27 protein-coding genes are annotated in these 19,598 nt (G+C 68.2%); 25 read left to right on the forward strand and 2 right to left on the reverse strand.

The genetic code is table 11. From position 1 onward, the window contains the following. Window positions 1–137 precede the first annotated feature (137 nt). Complete coding sequence (locus tag HD593_RS59430; RefSeq protein WP_185112788.1) at window positions 138–1,397, reverse strand: tyrosine-type recombinase/integrase; 1,260 nt, start codon at window positions 1,395–1,397, stop codon at window positions 138–140. Window positions 1,398–1,928: 531 nt separating this feature from the next. On the opposite strand from HD593_RS59430, the gene HD593_RS59435 reads away from it, so the two are divergent. The 25 genes from HD593_RS59435 to HD593_RS59555 all read left to right on the forward strand — a co-directional run bounded on the left by HD593_RS59435 (window position 1,929) and on the right by HD593_RS59555 (window position 18,583). Then, a complete protein-coding gene (locus HD593_RS59435) occupies window positions 1,929–3,002 on the forward strand; it encodes a hypothetical protein (RefSeq protein WP_185112789.1) in 1,074 nt (357 codons plus the stop codon). A 54-nt stretch (window positions 3,003–3,056) separates the two neighbouring features. Beyond that, complete coding sequence (locus HD593_RS59440; RefSeq protein WP_185112790.1) at window positions 3,057–3,602, forward strand: hypothetical protein; 546 nt, start codon at window positions 3,057–3,059, stop codon at window positions 3,600–3,602. Window positions 3,603–4,015: 413 nt separating this feature from the next. Beyond that, window positions 4,016–5,074 carry a hypothetical protein gene (locus tag HD593_RS59445; protein ID WP_185112791.1) on the forward strand — a complete coding sequence of 353 codons (1,059 nt, stop codon included), beginning with the start codon at window positions 4,016–4,018 and terminating at the stop codon, window positions 5,072–5,074. Between the two features lie 23 nt (window positions 5,075–5,097). Continuing rightward, entirely contained in the window at window positions 5,098–5,247 is a 150-nt protein-coding gene (locus HD593_RS59450; RefSeq protein WP_185112792.1) for a hypothetical protein, read from the forward strand. Window positions 5,248–5,280: 33 nt separating this feature from the next. Further along, window positions 5,281–5,847: a hypothetical protein gene (locus tag HD593_RS59455; RefSeq protein ID WP_185112793.1), complete on the forward strand. Its 567-nt coding sequence runs from the start codon at window positions 5,281–5,283 to the stop codon at window positions 5,845–5,847. Between the two features lie 152 nt (window positions 5,848–5,999). After that, window positions 6,000–6,164 carry a hypothetical protein gene (locus tag HD593_RS59460; RefSeq protein WP_185112794.1) on the forward strand — a complete coding sequence of 55 codons (165 nt, stop codon included), beginning with the start codon at window positions 6,000–6,002 and terminating at the stop codon, window positions 6,162–6,164. A gap of 6 nt (window positions 6,165–6,170) precedes the next feature. Further along, window positions 6,171–6,425 (forward strand): hypothetical protein, encoded by a 255-nt coding sequence (locus HD593_RS59465; RefSeq protein WP_185112795.1) that lies wholly within the window; start codon window positions 6,171–6,173, stop codon window positions 6,423–6,425. 13 nt (window positions 6,426–6,438) lie between these two features. After that, entirely contained in the window at window positions 6,439–6,717 is a 279-nt protein-coding gene (locus HD593_RS59470) for a hypothetical protein (RefSeq protein ID WP_185112796.1), read from the forward strand. A gap of 11 nt (window positions 6,718–6,728) precedes the next feature. Further along, window positions 6,729–7,457: a protein phosphatase 2C domain-containing protein gene (locus HD593_RS59475; protein ID WP_185112797.1), complete on the forward strand. Its 729-nt coding sequence runs from the start codon at window positions 6,729–6,731 to the stop codon at window positions 7,455–7,457. Then, the gene (locus HD593_RS59480) at window positions 7,454–7,858 is read left to right on the forward strand and encodes a hypothetical protein (RefSeq protein WP_185112798.1); all 405 of its coding nucleotides are present in this window, start codon (window positions 7,454–7,456) and stop codon (window positions 7,856–7,858) included. Before HD593_RS59475 ends, HD593_RS59480 begins: the two co-directional genes overlap by 4 nt. Next, complete coding sequence (locus HD593_RS59485) at window positions 7,855–8,304, forward strand: hypothetical protein (RefSeq protein ID WP_185112799.1); 450 nt, start codon at window positions 7,855–7,857, stop codon at window positions 8,302–8,304. Before HD593_RS59480 ends, HD593_RS59485 begins: the two co-directional genes overlap by 4 nt. Beyond that, window positions 8,301–8,471 (forward strand): hypothetical protein, encoded by a 171-nt coding sequence (locus HD593_RS59490; protein ID WP_185112800.1) that lies wholly within the window; start codon window positions 8,301–8,303, stop codon window positions 8,469–8,471. The genes HD593_RS59485 and HD593_RS59490 overlap by 4 nt, the downstream gene beginning before the upstream one ends. Beyond that, window positions 8,449–8,781 carry a hypothetical protein gene (locus HD593_RS59495; protein ID WP_185112801.1) on the forward strand — a complete coding sequence of 111 codons (333 nt, stop codon included), beginning with the start codon at window positions 8,449–8,451 and terminating at the stop codon, window positions 8,779–8,781. The genes HD593_RS59490 and HD593_RS59495 overlap by 23 nt, the downstream gene beginning before the upstream one ends. 87 nt (window positions 8,782–8,868) lie before the next feature. After that, complete coding sequence (locus HD593_RS59500) at window positions 8,869–9,519, forward strand: hypothetical protein (protein WP_185112802.1); 651 nt, start codon at window positions 8,869–8,871, stop codon at window positions 9,517–9,519. Continuing rightward, a complete protein-coding gene (locus HD593_RS59505; RefSeq protein ID WP_185112803.1) occupies window positions 9,516–11,117 on the forward strand; it encodes a DUF3560 domain-containing protein in 1,602 nt (533 codons plus the stop codon). Before HD593_RS59500 ends, HD593_RS59505 begins: the two co-directional genes overlap by 4 nt. Before the next feature lie 58 nt (window positions 11,118–11,175). Beyond that, window positions 11,176–12,348 (forward strand): hypothetical protein, encoded by a 1,173-nt coding sequence (locus tag HD593_RS59510; RefSeq protein WP_185112804.1) that lies wholly within the window; start codon window positions 11,176–11,178, stop codon window positions 12,346–12,348. Window positions 12,349–12,452: 104 nt separating this feature from the next. Beyond that, window positions 12,453–12,656, forward strand: coding sequence for a hypothetical protein (locus tag HD593_RS59515; protein WP_185112805.1), 204 nt, complete (start codon window positions 12,453–12,455; stop codon window positions 12,654–12,656). Next, window positions 12,650–14,569, forward strand: a complete 1,920-nt coding sequence (locus tag HD593_RS59520) for a DNA cytosine methyltransferase (protein ID WP_185112806.1) — start codon at window positions 12,650–12,652, stop codon at window positions 14,567–14,569. The genes HD593_RS59515 and HD593_RS59520 overlap by 7 nt, the downstream gene beginning before the upstream one ends. Window positions 14,570–14,642: 73 nt before the next feature. Next, window positions 14,643–15,431 (forward strand): hypothetical protein, encoded by a 789-nt coding sequence (locus tag HD593_RS59525; protein WP_185112807.1) that lies wholly within the window; start codon window positions 14,643–14,645, stop codon window positions 15,429–15,431. Then, window positions 15,431–16,189, forward strand: coding sequence for a hypothetical protein (locus tag HD593_RS59530; RefSeq protein ID WP_185112808.1), 759 nt, complete (start codon window positions 15,431–15,433; stop codon window positions 16,187–16,189). Before HD593_RS59525 ends, HD593_RS59530 begins: the two co-directional genes overlap by 1 nt. A 12-nt stretch (window positions 16,190–16,201) precedes the next feature. After that, complete coding sequence (locus HD593_RS59535) at window positions 16,202–16,477, forward strand: hypothetical protein (RefSeq protein ID WP_185112809.1); 276 nt, start codon at window positions 16,202–16,204, stop codon at window positions 16,475–16,477. Continuing rightward, window positions 16,470–17,042, forward strand: coding sequence for a hypothetical protein (locus HD593_RS59540; protein ID WP_185112810.1), 573 nt, complete (start codon window positions 16,470–16,472; stop codon window positions 17,040–17,042). The genes HD593_RS59535 and HD593_RS59540 overlap by 8 nt, the downstream gene beginning before the upstream one ends. Further along, window positions 17,039–17,551 (forward strand): XF1762 family protein, encoded by a 513-nt coding sequence (locus tag HD593_RS59545; protein WP_312904482.1) that lies wholly within the window; start codon window positions 17,039–17,041, stop codon window positions 17,549–17,551. The genes HD593_RS59540 and HD593_RS59545 overlap by 4 nt, the downstream gene beginning before the upstream one ends. Before the next feature lie 97 nt (window positions 17,552–17,648). After that, a complete protein-coding gene (locus HD593_RS59550) occupies window positions 17,649–17,927 on the forward strand; it encodes an HU family DNA-binding protein (protein ID WP_185112811.1) in 279 nt (92 codons plus the stop codon). Between the two features lie 71 nt (window positions 17,928–17,998). After that, window positions 17,999–18,583, forward strand: a complete 585-nt coding sequence (locus tag HD593_RS59555; RefSeq protein ID WP_185112812.1) for a YkgJ family cysteine cluster protein — start codon at window positions 17,999–18,001, stop codon at window positions 18,581–18,583. 10 nt (window positions 18,584–18,593) lie between these two features. Here the strand turns inward: HD593_RS59555 and tilS are convergent, their stop codons facing one another. After that, entirely contained in the window at window positions 18,594–19,595 is a 1,002-nt protein-coding gene (tilS, locus tag HD593_RS59560; protein WP_221526842.1) for a tRNA lysidine(34) synthetase TilS, read from the reverse strand. Window positions 19,596–19,598 lie beyond the last annotated feature (3 nt).

Here is a 19,598-nt window from a genome sequence, read left to right on the forward strand (position 1 = left end):
CGCCGTCACGGGGTTGCCGGTTCGCTGAGAACTCTGCACGTCAGAGGGGCAGCAGTCCGCAGAACTAGCATCGCGCCACGCCGCCCCTCATTGATCCCTCGCCACTGCGCGGACCCCAGTTCTGTCTCAGTTCTGTCTCAGCGGCCATCGGGTTGCCGGAACTGCCGATCAATGGCTTCGCGGACCCGGTCGTGAGACGAAGGCAGCATATGGGCGTAGACACGCAGAGTAAGCGCTGGATCGGCGTGACCCAAGTACTCGGACAGGTCCTTGATCGTCACACCACCTGCCAGGGTCACGCTGGCGAAGTAGTGACGGAGCTGGTGTGTGCCTTGCTGCCGCGTGGTGAGGTAGCGTCGCCGGCCTTGTGTGTCCTTGACCGGCTCTGGAATGACTCCGGCCGCGACGAGCGCGGGTTTCCAGACGGTCTCGTCGTAGTTGCGATGTCGAACGTGTAAATCGTCGGTCGCCCACCGGAACAGCAGGTCGTGAGTACGCGGCTTCCCAGCGGGTTTCTCCCAGGGCAGGGTGTATGGCCGTGGCGTGTGGGCCTCGATGTGCGCACGCAGATGCTCTGCAACCCATCGAGACATGGGAATCGTGCGCTCCTTGTCCCTTTTCGGCAGGGCGAAAACGAAGTCACTCCTCAGCTTCTTGACCTGGCGCCGCACATGAATGGTCATCTCCTCGAAATCCACGTCCTCGAGGGCGAGGCCGAACCACTCGCCTGCCCGCATGCCGCATCCAGCCCCGAGAACGGGCATGGCTCGCAGGTGCGCCGGATGGGCGGCGATGATCGCGAGAACCACCGAGTCCGCCCACGGGACCACCTTCTTGTACGCGTGCGCAGGTGCCTTGACGATGTCGGCCTTTGCTGGGTTCTTCTTAATCTTCTCGTCGGCAACGGCGAGATCGAGGATGCCCTGCAGAACGAGGAGTGCCGTAATCGGTGTTGAGGCCTCGTACCGCTCGCCGAGTTCAGCCAGGAACTCCTGGACTTCGGACGGCTTGATCGACCCAACCTTGCGTTTCCCGAACTTCGGGCCGATGTGAAGCCGGTACATCGACTCGTATCGGATGAGAGAGGCCGGGTCGATGCCGGTACGGGAGGATAGCCATCGCTGCCCGTAGGCGTCGAACTGGGCATTGCCAGCGGCGGGGTCGATGTACTCGCCTCGCTCCAGGTCCTCTTCCATCTTCCGGGCGTACTTCCTGGCGGCGTCCTTGACGCGCCGCGTGGCGGTCTTCTCCCTACCGTCCGGGCCGATCCACACGCCCTGCCACCGGTTCGCGTCCGGGTTGCCGCCGTTGTCGGGGTGCTTCGCGGTCTTCTTCCGGACGGGCTTGCCGTCAGGTCCTTTGACCGTCGTGAACCACAGGTCTCTGACACGGGCCATCGTGCATCTCCTGAAGGGGTTGTGGCGATGCGCATCGAACGGATCTACCGAGGTGTTTCGCCTGGTCCCGGACGTGCAGGCTCGCGGCGATCAGCAATTCGGAAGTCTCTCGTGATGCGTGTGGTGATCTTCGTAGACGCGTCTCGTGCAAGCGCACGCGTCGCGCTATGGTGTTTCTGACGCGTCTGACACGTCGAATAACGCTGTTTGTATCACACGATTCCGCCACGACAGGGCGAAAGCCCGCAACGGAGGCTTCGTCTTCAGGAGTAGCCCAGCCACACAACGAGAAAGGCGCCCCCCGCCGTAGCGGAGAGCGCCTCACCACATCACCAGCGACACCGCACCCCTGACCGGCTTCGAAGGTTGGTCGCCCAGACAAGCCGATCGGGTGGTGCCCCTAGATGCTTGGAGTCGAAGATATCACCTCGCCAAGCGTTCGCCCCGGCGCGCCAGGACCACCGGCGCCCGCCAGAGCCGAACGTCTTACAGCCCTCGCCCAAGCCGTCCCGCACGGCGGTCCTGTCGGCCGTGCCCGAGGGCATGCGCCGCGCCCCCTCCCAACAGGCATTCATCCGCGCCGTCAAGCAGCACGCCGACGCGCTCACCCTGAAGTGCCACGCCTACCGCAACCTCACCGAGGTCGCGGGCAAGCTCGCCGACTGGGCCGACTGGACCACCCTGACCACCCGTCCCACCGAACAGCGCATCGCAGATGACCTCGACCTGGCGCTGTCCACCGTGAAGCGCTGGATCCGGTGGCTGCGCGAACACGGCTTCCTCGGCGTCGTCGAGGAGGGCACGACCGTCCGCTTCCGCAGAGGCAACCGGTGCGGGCTCGACGACGACGGCCACGGGAACCGGGCGGCTGTCTGGGTGCTGTGCGTCCCGGCTCCCGAGCTGGACGACCACTATCTGCGTACCGACAAAACGACAACTGAACCCCCTTCTTGTACTTCCCGTAGGGGAGTACAAGAAGGTCCTACGCACGCGCGCGAGGAAAGATCAACTCCGCGCCGCCGAAACCGAATCTCGACGACGACCGAGGCCACCGCCACGCCGGGGACTCGCAAGCACGCGCTCCAGATCGCCCAGAAGATCCACGACGCGAGCACCACGCTGCGGCGGCTGTCCCCCTGGTACATCCGGCACCTGACCAGGGTCTTCGTCGCTGCTGGGTGGACCGCTGGCGACGTGCTGCACGCCCTCGACCACCAGCCGGACGGCGCGGCCTGGACCTACACCTGGACCAGTCGCGACCAGATCCGCAATGTTCCCGGCTGGGTGCGGTTCCGGCTGTCGATGTGGCTGGATGAGCACGGCCGGCCCCTGCCCGGCAAGTCGCAGCGGCTCGCGGCCGCGGCCGCCAAGCTCCGTGCTGAGCAGGCGGTCATGCGGGAGCAGTTCGAGGCGATGAACGCTCGTCGCGTTGGCGGGCCAGTCGAGCTGCCACCGAGACTGAGCAGGGCGGAAGCGCTCGCGCCGCCACCTGTGAGAGTCCGAGGAAGTGGCTCCGGTCCAAGCGCGGCTTACCGTGCGGCCCGGACGGCACTGGATGAGAAGCGGCTTGGGGAGGCTCACCGCGTTGCCGCTTCTACATCATGAGGCGCTTGGTAGACAGGGCTTTCGCCCTTGGGCGTGCTGTGGTCAACTCGGGTTGTGCAGGCAGTCCTCACCAGCTTGGTCGCCATTCTCGGCACGGTCGTGGGATCCGTCATCACCTTCATCTTTCAGCGCAAGGCGGCTGAGCGAGCGGAGATATTTGCACGGAATGAGTGGCTTCTGCAGCAGCGGATGGAGACCTACAGTACCTTCAGCCAGCTTCTGATGGATCTTCGGGCTGCTCAGTACAACCGCTGGTATCGCCTTCGTGATGATCCTGACGGAGAAGGCGGAGCTTCATTCATTGCTGCCCGAGACGAGTCCTATCGCCTCCGGGCAGCCGCTGGCCATGCCTTGTTCCGAGTTCAGCTTCTCGCTCATGACCCGCGTCTTGTGAATCTGGCCAACGAGGCGGTCCGTCTGGCCGCTGAAATGCCTAAGTGTCGGGACAAGGGTGACTTGGAGGCCCGAGGTGACGAGGTCAAGCTTGCGCTGGAAGCGTTCGTAAAGGCGGCGGCAGGCATTGTCTCGCTGGCCGGGCAGGCGTCTCATCCCCCGCTTCCTGCGGTGACGATGGGGCACCGACAAAACGACAAATCCTGATCTACGTAGTAAAGCCGGATGCTTAGGGCGGGCGACTGGTCAGAATCAGCGCTGTACGCGCGTCAGATCGACGCAGACGCGCGCATAGTTCGTGTCTGGTGCATCTGACGCGTCATGTGCATGCAACCTCTTAGAACGCGTCTGACGCGTTAACCAAATCGTTACATCGGGGGAGAGTCGTTGGACCCCCATATGTATAGGTATCCCCCCTGTATATGTTAGCGTCGAAGACGTAACTCCACGAAACACCGCACCTGACCAGCCGAAACGCCGAAGAGGGTGCCGCACCCTGGCCCCGCCCGGCTGGACAGACCCGACACCATGTGCTGATAGCGGCACCGCAATCAACAAACAGGCTCCGGCCCCGCAACCGCCACGGTCGCGGGGTCGCGGCATGTCACAAGGGAAACGACATGACCACGATGATCACCCGAACGCACGCCGAACTGCTCATCACAGTCAAGGCAATCCGCTACGCGGGCGGAACCACCAGCCAGATGCTCGCGACCATCGCCCGGATGCTGACCAACCCGGCCACCCCCGAGCAGTACGAGGACAACCTGCACACCGTCACCGCGACGGCCGCCCACCACTTCGCCTACGAGAAGGACACCGGCCCCACGTCGTACCCGGAGGACGCCACGTACGACGACCTCACCCCCGAAGGACAGATGGTCGTCATCCGGCACGTCATCTTCGACCTCGGCGAGCGCGACCAGCCGGCCGAGACGGCTGTCACCACGGCCCAAACGACAACCCCGACCACTCGCTACCTGGCCATCGCGATCGACGAGTCCGACACCTTCGCGCTCGGCCTCGACGGTGCTCCCCTCCCCGCGCACCACCTGGTGGCCATCGCCGAAGCGGAGGAGGACACCGAAGACGGCGAGACGACGCTGTTCCCCCTGCCGAAGATCGTCGCGATCCTCGACTCCGGCGTCCCCCTCGACAACGACGCCCCCGAGCTGGACGGCCTGCTCGACCGTCACGGCTGGAAGCTGATCGGCGAGAGCGACGGTTACCCCGACAACGACGAGCACGAGGTCACCCCGACCAACCCGACGACGACGCCACCCGCCATCGAGTACCACGACGGCCGCCCGATGCCGTACTACGTCGCCGGCCGGAAGAAGCTCGACGAGCGCGGCTCGCTGGTGGACGCGCTCCTCGTGACCACGTTCACCGCCGCCCAGGCCACCGACCCCGGCAAGTGGGGCCTCGACCACACCGGCGTCGAGCTGCTGCTGACCGGCGCCGTCCGCGCCGCCGTGGACGACCGGCTCGACTTCGAGCAAGTCGTCCGGGGCAACGCCGGGCATGACTGCAAGCGACGCCTGCTCATGGCCGCGTGCGCGGCGATCGACACCGCGCTCGAAGTGATCGGGGAGCGCGCCACCTGCCGCACCTGCGACGGCCCCGCCGTCTCCCGCACGACGGACGGCAAGCCCGTCTGCGCCAACACCGGCCACTGAGCCAGGACGAAAGGACCAGGAACATGCTGCGCGACCTGATCGACCTGCCCGAGGGCTGGGAGTGGAGCATCTACGGCGACACTCCTGTCTGCCCGGACGGCTACGAGATCGAGGTGGACGGCACCTGCCCGGACGGGCACGTCTCGCCCCTCCTTGACATGGGCCTCATCTGACCTTCGCTCCCGCCACCCCGAATGGAGCCCACCATGGACACCACAACCCGCGGCATCGCCGAAGACCTGCTGCTCCTCATGCGCCGCCTCAACCAGGCCGATGACCAGAAGCTCGCCCGCGACCCCGGACCGTACGGGCACGCCCAGCGCGCGCTCATCGCGATCCTGGAGACCGCCGACTGGGGGCCCGCCCACGCCAGCGAAGCCATCCAGCACGCCATGCAGGAAGGCTGCACGCTGTTCGACGCGATGATGGCCACCCGCGCAGATGAATGCGGTACCGCAATCAACGGCGCGAGCACAGTAAACGCGTCTATCGCCGAGATCAGTGACGAGCTGGCGCAGCAGATCGCTGACGCGATCGGTGAGCACTTCCACGGCGACCGCAACTACTGGCCGAAGGTCATGGACGCTGACTGGGACGACGGCGACGGCCGCGTCATCGTCTGGGAGCACGGCGTGGACGAGTGGACGTTCCTCGTCTCCCACGGCGGCCGGCCGGACTATTCGCCGATCGAGTACGAGCCGGTCCCGCTGCCCGCGGGCGTGTGGGTCGAGGCGGTCAACCACTGCGCCCTGCGGGTCATGTCCCGCGAGTAGGCCCGACAACGCCGATGGCCGGGCCCGCCACAGGCCCGGCCATCCCAACACCACAAAAAGCCCCGGACCCTCGTCGCCACAACGAAGACCCGATGCGTTTCAGCGTAACGCACCCGCCCGGCCGCGACAGACCGCCCAGAAGGGGAGCAATCGTGACCCGTCCCGCCAACAGCCACCACGACGACCTTGAGCACGAGCCGGTGAGCATTACCGACGTCTTCCCCGTCGAGATCCACGACCAGTGCAACGACTGCCCGGCCCACGCCGACGCGCCCCCGGCGCAGCACAGCTACTCCTGCTCCACCAACTGGCGGTAGATCGCCATGCGTAACGACAACCTCGACCAGGAGCGCGGCTACGCCTACATGGCCGTCAGCCCGAACGGCGGCGGCAACATCTACGTCACCGGCCGCCCCTGCATCGCCTGCGCCCCTCCTCAGCCCGACCCCAACAACCGGCACCCCGTGCCCTGCGAGTGGGCGCGAGCACACGCCTGGAACACCGTCCGCAACTGGGGCGCAGGCGCCCACGTTCGCCGCATCCCCATCACCGAGCTTCCGCCCGAGCTCCAACCCTGAAGGGAACCGTCCCATGCCCATGCAGCCCAACCGCAGCGCCTCCGGAATCATCCAGCGGCTGCGCAACGACGGATTCACCGTCAACGTCCCCGACAAGCCGTACCGCCGCATCTACCAGCTCCGGCTCAGCCGCGGCTGGTACTTCGGCACCCTCGACGTCTCCGCTGACAAGGGCCGCGCCCTGCGGATCTCCCTCACCTGGCAGCCCAACCGCAGCACCCGCAAGCGCGACGGCGCCACCCACATCATCGGCCTCCTCAACACCCTGCCTCAGCACGGCTGGGACAACTGAAAGGGAACCTCATGCCCCTCATGTACGTGCCAGGCATCGCCCGCGTCCACTACGACAGCATCCAGAATGGCCGCCACACCCAGGCCGACTACGTGGCCGTGCTCGACGGCGCGTGGGCGCTGGCCGTGGCGGTGTGCGACGGCGCTGGCGACGACTGCGACGCGGCCGACGCCGCCCAGATCAGCGCACAGATCGCCGCGGCGGTCACCGGCTCCACCAACAGCGGCGTCCAGGGCCTGCACGCTGCTCGCACCTACCTGCAGCAGCGCAACGAGGACGCTCCGCCCGGACAGGAGGGCATCACCACGGCGGTCGTAGCCGCGATCACCCCGGGCTTCCTCGACATGGCGTGGGTCGGCGACTCACCCGCCTGGGCGGCGCGCCTGGACGGCAAGGTCGTCCCCCTGACCGTCCCGTCCTGCCATCCCTGCGGCACCCCGTGCAACGTCGAGGAGAAGCACGAGGCGGAAGGCCGCTGGCCGCACCGCCTGCTCACCGACACCGGCGACTACGCCCGCCTCATCATCGCGACGGACGGTCTGACCGCGCACCTGCCCCTCGCAGGCCGGGCCGACCACATGAACGCGATGCTCGACGACCTGGCGCGCCTCGCCTCGCCTGACCTGTCCGGCGAATATGTCGCGGCATCGCTGCTCGACATGGCCAGGCAGAGCCGCGACCCCGACAACACGACAGTCGCCGTGATCGACCTCCTGACGCACGAGGGCGAGCCAGCGTGACGAGCACTCTCATCGGGCTGCTGCTCGCCGCGAGACCAGCCTGGGTCACCCGCGTGCAGCTCCGGACGGCCGAGGACGGTGACTGCTTCGACCTCCGGCACCTGACCGCCGCGCTGACCCTCGGCGATGGCGACAACGACGCCGAGATCTCCGAGGTCGAGGAGTACCCCGCCGCCCGCCTCATCGTCGGCCGGCTGTCGCACCCCGGCGACCGGCCCCGCAACGAGCTCGCCGCGGCGCTGCTCAGCCACTACTTCCCGCCCGCCGCCAACCGGTGGTGGCTCGACATCCGCGGCGGCGTCATCATCACCGGCCTGTGCCAGTGCGGCGCCCCCGCGGACCTTCCCAACCCCGTCTACGACACGGCACGCGTCGTGTCTGCACTGAGAGGAACGCGATGAGCAGGAGAACCAGGCCCGCCACCAACCCGAATACCAGCCACAGCGTCATCACTACGAAGGCGCGGGTCTGCGGGTGGGCCATCGAGCCCGGCGAGACCAGCGACGACGGCACGACGGAGCTGATCCTGACCCGCGACGACTGGAAGATCGTCGTGGCGTTCAAGGGGAGCACCGCGCTGGCGGCCGCCCTGCAGTACCCCGGCCGGTCGGAGCCCTCGGAGCTGATCGGAAGCGAGCAGTTGGCTCGCTTCCTGCGCGGCAACCGGGAGCAGATGGGGCGGTTCCGCATCGACCAGCGGGTCCTCGTCGGCGTCCAGGCCGGGACGGTGAAGGACATCAGGCCCGACGACGAGACGAAGGTTCGGCTCATCGTCCGCTACGACGGCGGCACTACGGGCGACCCGTTCACCACGCACGTCCGCGCCGAGGTCAAGGCGGCGGTGTGACCTCGCGCGCAACACCCGTCAAGGCCGCGGACGTCGTCAAGGGCCGGGACGGCTCGTACGTCGTGCTGCGTGTCCGCGAGAACGGCGGCCTCATCAAGGCTCGCCACTCGGCCACCAACACCATCTGGCACCTGGAGGTGAGGGATGGAGCCTGGGCCCGGATCTGAACTGGCCATCCCGTCCCAGGTGGTCGAGCCCGACACGATCGCACTCGAAGGCGTCCTGCTCAGCCCGGACGAGCCGAACGCCCTGGTGCGTGAGGGCGTGATGGTCTGCCCGTACCCCGACTGCGGCACGGCGGACCACATCGTCGAGCTTGACGTTGCCACCCGCACCAACCAACTGCGGATCGTCGCGCCCGGCGAGGTCACGGCGGGCACGGGCGACGGCACGTACGAGACCGACGGCTACGAGTGCGAGGTGTGCTGCCGCCGGGTGAGCCTGCCGGACGGCTACGAGATCGTCTCCTGGGACTGATCTATCCACGCTGGCCCTGCCATATGGCAGGGCCAGCACGTCAATAGCGCTACCGCAATTAGCCAACTGAACAGGGAGAATGCCACCATGGCGACCACGAAGAGGGGCCGGCGCCGCCCCGTCACGCAGGCCATAAAGGACCGCAGCGCCGCCAGCCGTACGGCGGCGCGAGAGGCGCTGCACGCCTATGCCGTGCTGTGCCTGAACGACCCGGCCGAACTGGAGCGGTTCCGCGACATCGCGGCCAGCATCGGCTGGAAGCTCGACCCCGCCAGCGACGAGCCCGGCTACTCGCTGCAGAACGCGCTGCTCCTGGCCGCGCAGCGCCGACCGCTCACCCACTGCGGCGGCTTCGACTACTGGCTCAGCCAGGGCCGTGCCGTGGCCGAGGGAGAGAAGTCGCTCGGCACCTTCCGGCACATCGGCCGGAAGAAGACCGACGAGGAGAAGGCCAAGGAGAAAGAGCTGGCCGACGACGGCTGGCAGTCCTCCAAGCGCGGGCCCCGCTACTACGTGAAGAAGGGCACGTTCGACGTCTCCCAGACCGTGCCGCGCGAGCGGTGCCCGCACTGCGGCACCATCCCGGCCAGCGAGGACGACCGCACCACGCAGTGCCCGCCGGACTGCGCCGCGTTCGCGCCCAGGCCCGGGTCCAAGCCGCCCCGCGTGATCGTCGTCGAGCTGCTGCAGGCCCAACTCCTCGACGCCGACGAGGCCGAGGGCGAGGCCAACCAGTGATCACGATCAGCCACACCCACGAGGAAGGCACCCTCGTGGACGGCACCGTCAAGGGCGACGGTGCCTGGGAGATCCTGCGCAAGCACGGCTTCCACTTCTTCCCCTCCATCAAGATGATCGGGATTCGGCAGTCCCGGGACCAGGTGGCCAAGCGGTGGAAGATCAACGGCGCGGCCCAAGCCCTGCGCGAGGCCGGGTTCGAGGTCGTCGTCGAGATCGACGACGCCCCGCGCGACCGCGCCCAGGTCCTCGCCGACCAGGCGGAACGGCTGGACGACCGGCGCGACGCGCTCGCGGCCAAGGCGCAGCGCCACGCAGGCAACGCAGCGGCGGCTGCCGACCGGGCCAACCAGATCTCGGAGCGGTTCGCGGGCGGGCAGCCGATCCTCATCGGGCACCACTCCGAGCGCGGAGCCCGGCGCGACCAGAAGCGCATGGACTCCGCCATGCGCAAGAGCGTCGAGGAGGACAGGACCGCGCAGGAGGCAGCCCGCCGCGCCAACGCGGTCGGCAGTCAGGCCGCCTACTCCGCGAGGCCGCGCGTGACCGCCCGCCGGATCAAGCGGTTGGAGGCGGACCTGCGGCGGGTGGAGCGCGGCCTCGACGGCTACACGCGAACGTTCCGCAAGCACGACGGCACGCCGTACTACGTCGAGGAGCACAAGCCCGCGACGGGCGAGTACCGCGAACAGCTCCTCGCGCAGAAGGAGCACATCGAAAACCAGCTCGCCTACGACCGGCAGCAGCTCGCCGCCGCCACCGGCCAAGGCGAGTTCGTCGAGTGGGGCAAGCACAACATCCACGTCGGCGACCGCGTGTGGGCCTGGGGGTACAACGGGCTCGCCCTCAAGACGAACCCCACCACGGTCAAGCTCGACTTCCGGGATCACTGGCAGCCGAAGGTGAACTACACCGACGTTCTGAAGGTCGAGTGCCCGCACGGCGACGAGCCCGCGGTGACCGCTCCGAACGAGCCTGCGCGCGTCCGGCCGGCGGCGTCGAAGGTGGACGTGCCGAAGCTCGACACGGACAAGCTCAAGGCCGCAGCGAACGTGGCCGACAGCGTGCGCGTCGGCCGGGGCCGGGAAGCGTTCGTGTCCCCGCCCGCCGTGGTGGACACGCTCATGGACCTGGCCGACATCTGGCCCGGCATGACGGTTCTGGAACCCTCAGCAGGCACCGGGAACATCGCACTGGCGGCCGTCGAGCGGGGCGCTGTCGTGGATTGCGTCGAGATTGATTACAACCTGGCGACCGTCCTGACCAGCCGCGTCCCCAGCGCGAACGCCACCTCTGTCCGTGACTTCCTGGACGTCGATCCGGCCGAGCGTGACGGCTATGACCGGGTTGTGATGAATCCGCCGTTCTCTGGCGGCAAGGACATCGCGCACGTCACCCACGCGCTCGGCTTCCTCAAGCCGGGCGGGCGTCTCGTCGGGGTGATGGCCGCTGGGGTGCTGCACCAGAAGTTCAAGGCCGCCGAGCGGTTCCGCGCCCTGGTCGAGGGGCGCGGCGGCTGGTTCGAGGAACTGCCCGAGGGGTCGTTCGCCCCCGCGACCGGCGTCAACACGGTCGTCGTGGTCATCCCCGCGCAGTAGCCGCCGACCGTACGCGCCCCCGCCCCGAGCGAGGGGCGGGGGCCTCCCCGGAGACCCCGTGAAGATCATATTTTCGTACGGGCTCGGCCTGGACTCGACGGCGATCCTGCTGCGGTGGCTCACCGATCCTGCGTCGCGCTGGTTCGACCTGCGTGACCTCGTGGTCGTGACGGCGCAGACCGGAGACGAATGGGTGGAGACCGCCTACCTCGTCGAGCAGCACATCTACCCGCTGCTCGCCCGCCACGGCGTCCGCACCATCCAGGTCGCCCGCACTGGCCGCCGCCAGGCGGACGGCATCGTGATCCTCGACGACACCACCCACCCGATCCTGTGCCTGACCTCAGCGCCGGGCGCCTACCGGCTCAGCGAGGAACTGCTGTCGGTGGCGACTGTGCCTCAGTCCGGCGGCATCAGGAAGTGCTCGCTGAAGTTCAAGGGCTGGGTCCTGGACCAGGTCATCGCCCAGATCGTCGGCGACGAGGAGTTCGTCCACGTCGTCGGCTTCGAGGCGGGCGAGGTCAAGCGGATGTTCCGCGACATGCCGCTCGGCCCCGGCACGCGGATCCCGTCGTACCCGCTGATCGAGTGGGGCTGGTACCGCGATGACTGCGAGCAGTACGTCCTCGACCAGCTCGGCGTGAGATGGCCCAAGTCGGCGTGCGTCCAGTGCCCTTACGCATTTTCGCTGGCAGAAGGCCGTGACCGGACCATCCCGCGCTACCTGGCCAACCCTCATGAAGCGCTGCTCGGACTGACGATGGAGCATCTGGCCGTCGCGATGAACCCGCGGCAAGGGCTCCTCGCTGGCCAGCAGTTGTACGACCTGATCGCCTCGGACCCCGACAGCGGGCCGCTGCTGGACATGTTCGACCGGCACCTTGACCGGATGCCGTGGGCGATCTACGACGTGCGCCGCGCCATGGCGGCCAAACCCGGCGACGCGATGGCGCGCGGCCAGACCCACCGGTCGCTCGAACTGCTGGTCGAGGGTTCGCGGGCCGACGTGCTCGCTCACCTTGACCGGGCCGCGTACCTGCTCGGCCGCGACGTCGAGACGGACGGCCGACACCACCGGGTGTGGCTGCGCACCCGGAACCTCTACTACCCGTGCGTCGAGCACGTTCTGACCGCCGCGCCCGCGCTGGCGCACGACAAGACCTATCGCTCCTTCGAGACGGCATGGCTGGCCGGGCTCAATGGACCCGCCCAGCTCTCGCTCTCGTTCTAACTCCTCGCTATCTGCGAAAGGCAACACCACAGATGAACCGCCACTCTGCAGTACCCCCTGCCCAGAATCACTCCGCGAGGGCGCTCAACCCCGGGCTTCGAGCCATGGGGGCTGTGTCCGTGCTCTGGACGTCCTCCGACGGCTACGAGGCGATCCTGATGTCCTCCGGCATGATCTTCCTCCGCAAGGTCGAGGAGATGATCCGGATCCCCTTCCTCACGGAGGACGAGCTGGCCAAGGCCGTCGCGCAGACTCGCGCCGCGCGGGCCGCCGCCGAGACGTCCGCCCGCGGGGAGGGCTCGTGCTGAACCGGCTCTTCCCCGACGACATCGACGTTGTCGAGATGTTCGCGGGCGGTGGCGGCTCCGGTACTGGGATCGCCGCCGTCCCCGGCACCAAGATCAAGTTCGCCGCCAACCACGCCAAGCCCGCGAAGTGGACGTACGTCCAAAACCACCCTGACGTGGACTTTTGGCTAGGAGACGTCCAGGCGGCCGACGCGATCGAGCGGTTTCCCTACGCGAGCTTTTTCTGGGCAAGTCCCGCATGCCCCGCGTTCTCCACGGCCTCGGGCGAGACGCGGTACTTCGACAAGGAAAACCAGATGGCCCTCTGGGCCGACGACCTGGACAACCTGACCGAGCACCAGAAGACCCGCATCCGGTCCCGGGCGCTCATGGAGGAGGTCGTCACCTATCTGCGCCACTGCCAGGAGAAGCACGGCAAGCCGGTGCTCGGGTTCGGCGTCGAGAACGTCGTCCAGGCGAGGTTGTGGGCGCACTGGGACCGGTGGATCCGCGAGCTGCGCAAGCTCGGCTACATCATCCAGATCCACGCCGTCAACGCCGCCCACGTCCAGGGCCGCACTACGCTGCCGACCCCGCAGTCCCGCGACCGGATGCTTATCTCCGGCATCCACGAGTCCGTGGGCCGGACGCCGAACTACCGCAAGTGGTTCGACCCGTACGCGTTCTGTCCTCGCCACGGCGGATGGGTGCAGGCCGTTCGTGCGTGGAAGAAGCGCGGCACCGACATGGGCGTCTACGGCATCAAGAACGGCCAGTACGTGTGGGTGTGCCCCGAGGTCGCCTGCCAGGGGCAGCTCATCGAACCGCCCCGTCTACCGGCCGCGTACACGATCGACTGGACCGACCTCGGCACCCCGATCGGGTCCAGGAAGAGGACCAAGAAGAAGCCCGAGGGCCTGGCCCCGAAGACGATCGCCCGCATCCGCGCCGGAGTCGAGGAGCACTGGATCAAGCCGTTCATCACGCCGGCGGGCGGCACCTGGAACGACGGGCCCAGGGGAGTGGACGAGCCGATCCCCGCGCTCACCACGCGCGAAGCCAACGCGCTCGTCGTGCCATGCGAAGGCCGGGACGGGAAGGTGGCGCGGCCGGTCAGTCTGCCGAAGCGGACCAGCACCACCCGGAATGAGGACGGCATCGCTTTCCCCCCGGACGCGCAGCCAGGCGTGTTCCCCTCGTTCCTGTCGCTGATGCGCTCGGGTAGGCCGCGTAACACTGACCCGACCACGGACACGCTGGCGACCCTCGTGTCGAACGGCTCCAACCACGGGCTGGCCACTGACCCGGCATTCAAGGACGACATGTTGCCGCTGGTGTTCCCGTTTCGAGGCGGTGGCGACGAGTTCAAGTCCAGGCCCGCGTTCGAGGACCCAGCGCACGCGGTCACGGCCGGCGGCTTCCATCACGGGCTCGGCGTCCCTCCCGGCTGGCAGCCGCCGCCAGCGCTGATCATGCGGAACAACGGCAGCCGGGGCGACGGTCGCGAGCACGTCACCCCGACGAGCGAGCACATGCGCACGGTCACCACGACCGGGCACCAGTCGCTCGTCACCGCGCCGCCCGGCCTGCCCCTACCCGAGACGCTGCTCATGGCGTACTACGGCAACGGCCGCACGCAGAGCGTGCACGAGCCGATGGGGACGGTCCCAACCCGCGACCGGTGGGCGCTGCTCACCCCGGACGGCCAGATCGACGTGTCGTCCATCCTGTTCCGGATGCTCCGGATCCCGGAGCTCCAGCGGGCCCAGTCGTTCCCGGACCGCTACGTGTTCGTCGCCGACTCCGCCCGCGACAAGGTCAAGTTGATCGGCAACGCGGTCCCACCGCCGATGGCCGAGATCCTTACCTGCGCCCTCATCGAGGCGTTCCTGGGCATCGAGCTGTCCCGCTTCGAGTACGGCCTCGCAGCCTAAGCCGCTAACTGCGGTACCGCAATTCGCTCCGCCGCACCCGTGCGGCGGGGCTCCCTCACCGAAGGAGACCGTCTTGGCCACCCGCCATGTCGTCCAGATGAGCGGCGGCATTGGGTCATTTCACGCCGCCGACCGAGTCAAGGCCAAGCACGGCACGGACAACCTTGTGCTGCTGTTCGCCGACACCCTCACCGAAGACGAAGACCTCTACCGGTTCATGGACGACGCCAGCGCACACCTGGGCGTCGCGCCGACCATCGTGAAGGACGGTCGCACGCCGTTCGAGGTGTTTTTCGACGTCAAATGGCTCGGCAACTCCCGGCTTGCGCCCTGCAGCAAGCACCTCAAGCAGGTGCCCTGCCGCCGGTGGATGACCGAGCACTGCGACCCGGCAGACACCATCGCCTACGTCGGGTTCGACCATGCAGAGAAGCGACGCCTGCCCGGCACTGTGGCTGGCTGGTCGCCGTGGCAAGTCGAGTTCCCGATGTGCGACGAGCCGCACTGGTCCAAGGACCGGATGCTCGACGAGTGCAGAGCCCTCGGCATCGCCGTGCCCCGGCTCTACGAACTGGGCTACGAGCACAACAACTGCGGCGGCCTGTGCGTGAGGGCCGGGCGCGAGCAATGGCTGCTCACGCTGGAGACCTTCCCAGAGCGGTACGCCTACGCCGAGGAACTGGAGGAGAAGTTCCGCATCACGCACGACAAGGACGTGGCGATCCTCACCGAGACCCGCGCCGGGGTGAAGTATCCGCTGACGCTCGCGGAGCTGCGCCGCCGACATGAGGCCGGCCTCGTCCGTCGTCGCAAGAAGGCCCGGCAGCCGCCCCTGTTCGACACCGCGGCGGCCTGCTACTGATGCACGCGCCGCTGTACCTGGCGCCACCGTCCACTGCCCGGATCCGAGAGCACATCCACGCGCGCCGGCTCGGCGCCATCGTCACGCCCTCCTCGGGCAACCGCGTCCCAGAGCACGGCTGGTGGGCCGCCGACTCCGGGATCTTCGGCAGCACGTACGTTGGCGACGAGGCGTACATGGACTGGCTGGAGGAACGCGCGGAGTTCGCCGACCGGTGCCTGTTCGCGACCGCCCCCGACGTCCCCTTCAACGCGTTCACCAGCATCAACCGCTCATACCCGTACCTTGACCGCATCCGGCGAATGGGATACCCGGTCGCCCTGGTCGCCCAGGACCATCTCGAATTGTGCGACTGGTGGCGCTGGGAGGACTTCGACTGCCTGTTCATCGGCGGATCGACGAGCTGGAAGCTCAGTCCCGCGGCCGCCGTGCTCGCGCGGGCCGCGTGCGCTGCCGGGCTGTGGGTGCACGTCGGCCGGGTCAACTCGTTCAAGCGGATGCGGTACGCGTCGCTCGCGATGGACGCCGACTCGGCGGACGGAACGCTCCTCACCAACGGCCCCGACAAGCACCTGCCGTCCGTCCTGCGCTGGACGTGGCAACTGCTGCTCGATGACGCCCCCGCGCTCATCGACCCGGAATACCTCACCAGCGCCTGGGACAACGGACGCTACGACCTCGCGCCCAGGCGCACCGTTCAGGCCTTACCGCGCACCCCCGCGCGTGCCTCCGAACCCTTACAACTCACCCTGATCTGAAAGGGGCTCTTGATGTCCGTCATGTGCTTCCACTGCCGTGAACCGCTCGACCAGTGCAGGCGCGCCCTGCTGCAGGACGCCACCGACAAGGCCGTGGAGGAGATCGGCTTCGCCGCGCTCGTCGCCGAGTCCGACGAGGACCAGGCCGTGCAGGTCGTCTCCGCGTGGGACGCCGCCCGCGCGGTCAACAACCTCGTGGACCTCATCGTCGCCCAGAACTACGGCATCGACGTGGACGAGGCGTATGAGCGGGCCCGCGCGCTCATCGAGGAGACCGCCTGTGCCTAACCGCAAGCCGGCCCGGACGCCGAAGCCGAAGACGTACCAGATGGGCGACCGCGTGCAGATGCGGCGCGCGTACGGCGTGGTCGGTCGAGTCGTGAAGGTGATCTACCGTAACAGGCCCGCGTTCTTCGGCTACCTCGTGGACTTCGGCGACCACCAACGCGAGCTCGCCGGGACCGATGTCGTTGAGCCGCCTCGGCTGCTGCTGGAGGAGTACCGGAAGTGGCAGGACGACTTCCTCGGCTGGGAGTTCATCGCGCTCCTCGATGACGCGCGGCTCGCCCAGCTTCGCATGGAGTGGTGCGAGGTGAACAAGACGCTGGCCAGGCTGCGGCCCGACTGGATCCCGCACCGGCGGGAGGGCGTGCAGCCGGTCCACCGGGTGACCGTCACGAAGACGACGGAGCGGCACAAGAACGTCTCGTCCAATGGGGCGTTCATCCGGACGATTGATCGGCACTTCTGGTGGCTGAAGTGCCCGTGCGGACTGCACGAGGTGGCCGAGTCGTCGCAGGAGGCCCAGCGGCGAAAAGGCGGACATGACACCCCGCTCGGGGAGGTCGAGTGAGCCTGCGCATCGTCCCCGTGAGCTTCCGCGACGCCTGCGGTTTCGTCTCGATGTGGCACCGGCACCTTCAGCCGCCCCGCGGCCACAAGTTCAGCGTCGGCATCGCGGACAGCGCCGATCGTCTCATTGGCGTCGCGATCGTCGGCCGGCCGGTCGCGCGCCGCCTCGACGACGGCATGACGCTGGAGGTCATCAGGACTGCGACGGACGGGACACGCAACGCCAACTCGATGCTGTACGGCACGGCCTGGCGGGCGGCGAAGGCTCTCGGGTATCGCCGTCTGATCACCTACAACCACACCCGCGTGTCCGGCCCGGTCTGCGGCGGCTCGTGTCTGCACTGGTCCTGCCGTTCTATACGCGCAGGTGAGAGCGGTGCCAGCCTGCGCGCGGCGGGCTGGCGCGTCATCGCGCAGCGTCGGCCCAAGCCCGGCTGGGACCGGCCCTCCCGTCCTCGGGCGGCCAACGGCAGCGAAGGGATCCCGCGCACGTTGTGGGAGGCGGTCTAGGGAAAGTTGCGCATCTGGCGCACTTGTTGTGTCATATGCGTCTGACGCGTGCCTTACCGTTCTGTACCAACAGAACCGTCACACGGGGGAGTGCAGCGTGAACAAGGCAGACGTCATCGAGGAGTTCCGCCAGCGGACGGACGCGCCGTCGCGAGCCGCCGCAGCGCGGAGCGTCGAGGCGTTCATCGACATCATCGTCGGCGCCGTAGCCGCCGGTGGAGAAGTCCGCATCGGCCGGCTCGGCGTCTTCGACCGCAACTACCACAAGGCCACGGCCCGCCGGAACCCGAACACCAACGAGGTGATCGACGTGCCCGGCAAGTGGGTCATGCGGTTCCGGCCGGCCAAGGCCGTCAAGGCCGCCGTCAACAAGTAACACCACCAGCTCGTCGGCGGTCCGCTGCGGGGGCGCGGACCGCCGACGTTTCCATTTGCGAAGGACACCACATGCGACGATCTGACATGGACGCAGCCCTCGACGAGCTGTACGCCAAGGTGCCGCAGCCCGGCTGTAAGGGATTGTGCGTCGATAGCTGCGGCCCGGTAGGGATGAACCCGCGCGAGCACCAGCGGATCCGCGAGCGGGGCGTGAACATCCCGCACCACCGGGACGCGCTCGCCCAGCTCGCCGAGACCGGCGATTACACCTGCCCGGCGTTGAAGGACGGACAGTGCAGCGTCTACGACGTGCGGCCGATGTCCTGTCACCTGTGGGGCGCGGTCGAAACGATGCCTTGCCCGTACGGCTGCCGCCCGGAGGAGGGACTACTACCGGACGCGGAAGGGCACGCGCTCCTCGCGCAGTCCCTTGACGTTGGCAAGCCGGACGCGCTCGACGCTGAGCAGTTGGGGCGTCTCAAGCAGCGGTTCGACGATCCGCAGTTCCGGCAGACCGTACGACAGTACGTGCAGGAGAACCGGCCTGCTGCGAACCCCGGACAGGCCATCGAGCACTGGCGGAGCAAGGCCGCCGGGTACGGCCTCAGCGTGCCCACTGGGCCGAAGAAGCGGCCGCGCCGCCGGCGCGGATAGGGTGCGAGGCTCACGCGGTGGGATCGGAAGCGATCACCAGAACACCACGACGCCGGACGGCCGACCGGCCCCCGGGCAAGTTCACGGCCTTCTGCCCGTGCCAGTGCGTCACCAACCGGTCCAGGGCCCGCACGTGAGTGGCCGACAGCACGCCGGACGGGGAGCCCGCGGCGATGGCCGCTCGCCGCAGTACCCGTCGTCTTACCGCGTCGGGAAGCTTCTCAAGCTCGGCCACGGCCAGCGTCACCGACTCGCCGAGGTCGCCTCGTACAGAGTGCTGGTAAGCCGAGTCGGCCCACTCGTCGAGCGCGTCGGCGTCTTCCCGCGCGAGCGCGGCGGTTCGAGCCAGCGCCTCGATCACCCCCGGCCCCAGCTCTTGCTCCAGGAGTGGAAGGATCTTGTGGCGCACTCGGACGCGTGTGTAGCGCGGGTCGGCGTTGTGTGGGTCGTCCCACAGGTCGAGGTTCTGCGCCCGGCAGGCGGCCACGGTGGTAGCCCTGGGAAGGTGCAGGAGGGGGCGCCGGTAGCGTCCCGTCGTGGCCGCCATGCCGGACAGGGACCGGGGTCCGCTGCCCCTGGCCAGCCCGAGAAGCACCGTTTCGGCCTGGTCGTCGCGGGTGTGTCCGAGCAGCACGGCCTCTGCGCCATGCCGGTCGGCTGCCTCGCTGAGCGCGGCATATCGGGCCTCTCGTGCTGCCGCCTCTGGGCCGCCCTCCCCGCCCACGGTAACGGTGAGGACTTCCGAGGGGGTGAGGCCGAGGTCCGTGCCCAGGGCTGCCACGGTTTCCGCCCTCTGGCGCGAGCCCTCTTGGAGTTGGTGATCCACGGTCAGCAGGCCGGCGCGCAAGCGGAGGCGGGGGGCGACGAAGGCCAGTGCTGCGGCCAGGGCCAGCGAGTCGGCCCCGCCGCTGCATGCGGTGAGAATGAGCGCGTCCTTCTGGACGTCGGCCAGGGCTTCGCGGACGGCTCGGCGGACGTCGGCTACGGCTGGATGCGGACCCACATGTGTCATTGT

Origin of the sequence: Nonomuraea rubra (assembly GCF_014207985.1) — a bacterium.
GTDB lineage: Bacteria > Actinomycetota > Actinomycetes > Streptosporangiales > Streptosporangiaceae > Nonomuraea > Nonomuraea rubra.

Coding starts and splice junctions, on each gene's coding strand:
- HD593_RS59430 (WP_185112788.1), bottom strand. CDS start 1,397: ATGGCCCGTGTCAGAGACCTGTGGTTCACGACGGTCAAAGGACCTGAC.
- HD593_RS59445 (WP_185112791.1), top strand. CDS start 4,016: ATGACCACGATGATCACCCGAACGCACGCCGAACTGCTCATCACAGTC.
- HD593_RS59450 (WP_185112792.1), top strand. CDS start 5,098: ATGCTGCGCGACCTGATCGACCTGCCCGAGGGCTGGGAGTGGAGCATC.
- HD593_RS59455 (WP_185112793.1), top strand. CDS start 5,281: ATGGACACCACAACCCGCGGCATCGCCGAAGACCTGCTGCTCCTCATG.
- HD593_RS59465 (WP_185112795.1), top strand. CDS start 6,171: ATGCGTAACGACAACCTCGACCAGGAGCGCGGCTACGCCTACATGGCC.
- HD593_RS59470 (WP_185112796.1), top strand. CDS start 6,439: ATGCCCATGCAGCCCAACCGCAGCGCCTCCGGAATCATCCAGCGGCTG.
- HD593_RS59475 (WP_185112797.1), top strand. CDS start 6,729: ATGCCCCTCATGTACGTGCCAGGCATCGCCCGCGTCCACTACGACAGC.
- HD593_RS59485 (WP_185112799.1), top strand. CDS start 7,855: ATGAGCAGGAGAACCAGGCCCGCCACCAACCCGAATACCAGCCACAGC.
- HD593_RS59495 (WP_185112801.1), top strand. CDS start 8,449: ATGGAGCCTGGGCCCGGATCTGAACTGGCCATCCCGTCCCAGGTGGTC.
- HD593_RS59500 (WP_185112802.1), top strand. CDS start 8,869: ATGGCGACCACGAAGAGGGGCCGGCGCCGCCCCGTCACGCAGGCCATA.
- HD593_RS59515 (WP_185112805.1), top strand. CDS start 12,453: ATGGGGGCTGTGTCCGTGCTCTGGACGTCCTCCGACGGCTACGAGGCG.
- HD593_RS59530 (WP_185112808.1), top strand. CDS start 15,431: ATGCACGCGCCGCTGTACCTGGCGCCACCGTCCACTGCCCGGATCCGA.
- HD593_RS59535 (WP_185112809.1), top strand. CDS start 16,202: ATGTCCGTCATGTGCTTCCACTGCCGTGAACCGCTCGACCAGTGCAGG.
- HD593_RS59555 (WP_185112812.1), top strand. CDS start 17,999: ATGCGACGATCTGACATGGACGCAGCCCTCGACGAGCTGTACGCCAAG.
- tilS (WP_221526842.1), bottom strand. CDS start 19,595: ATGACACATGTGGGTCCGCATCCAGCCGTAGCCGACGTCCGCCGAGCC.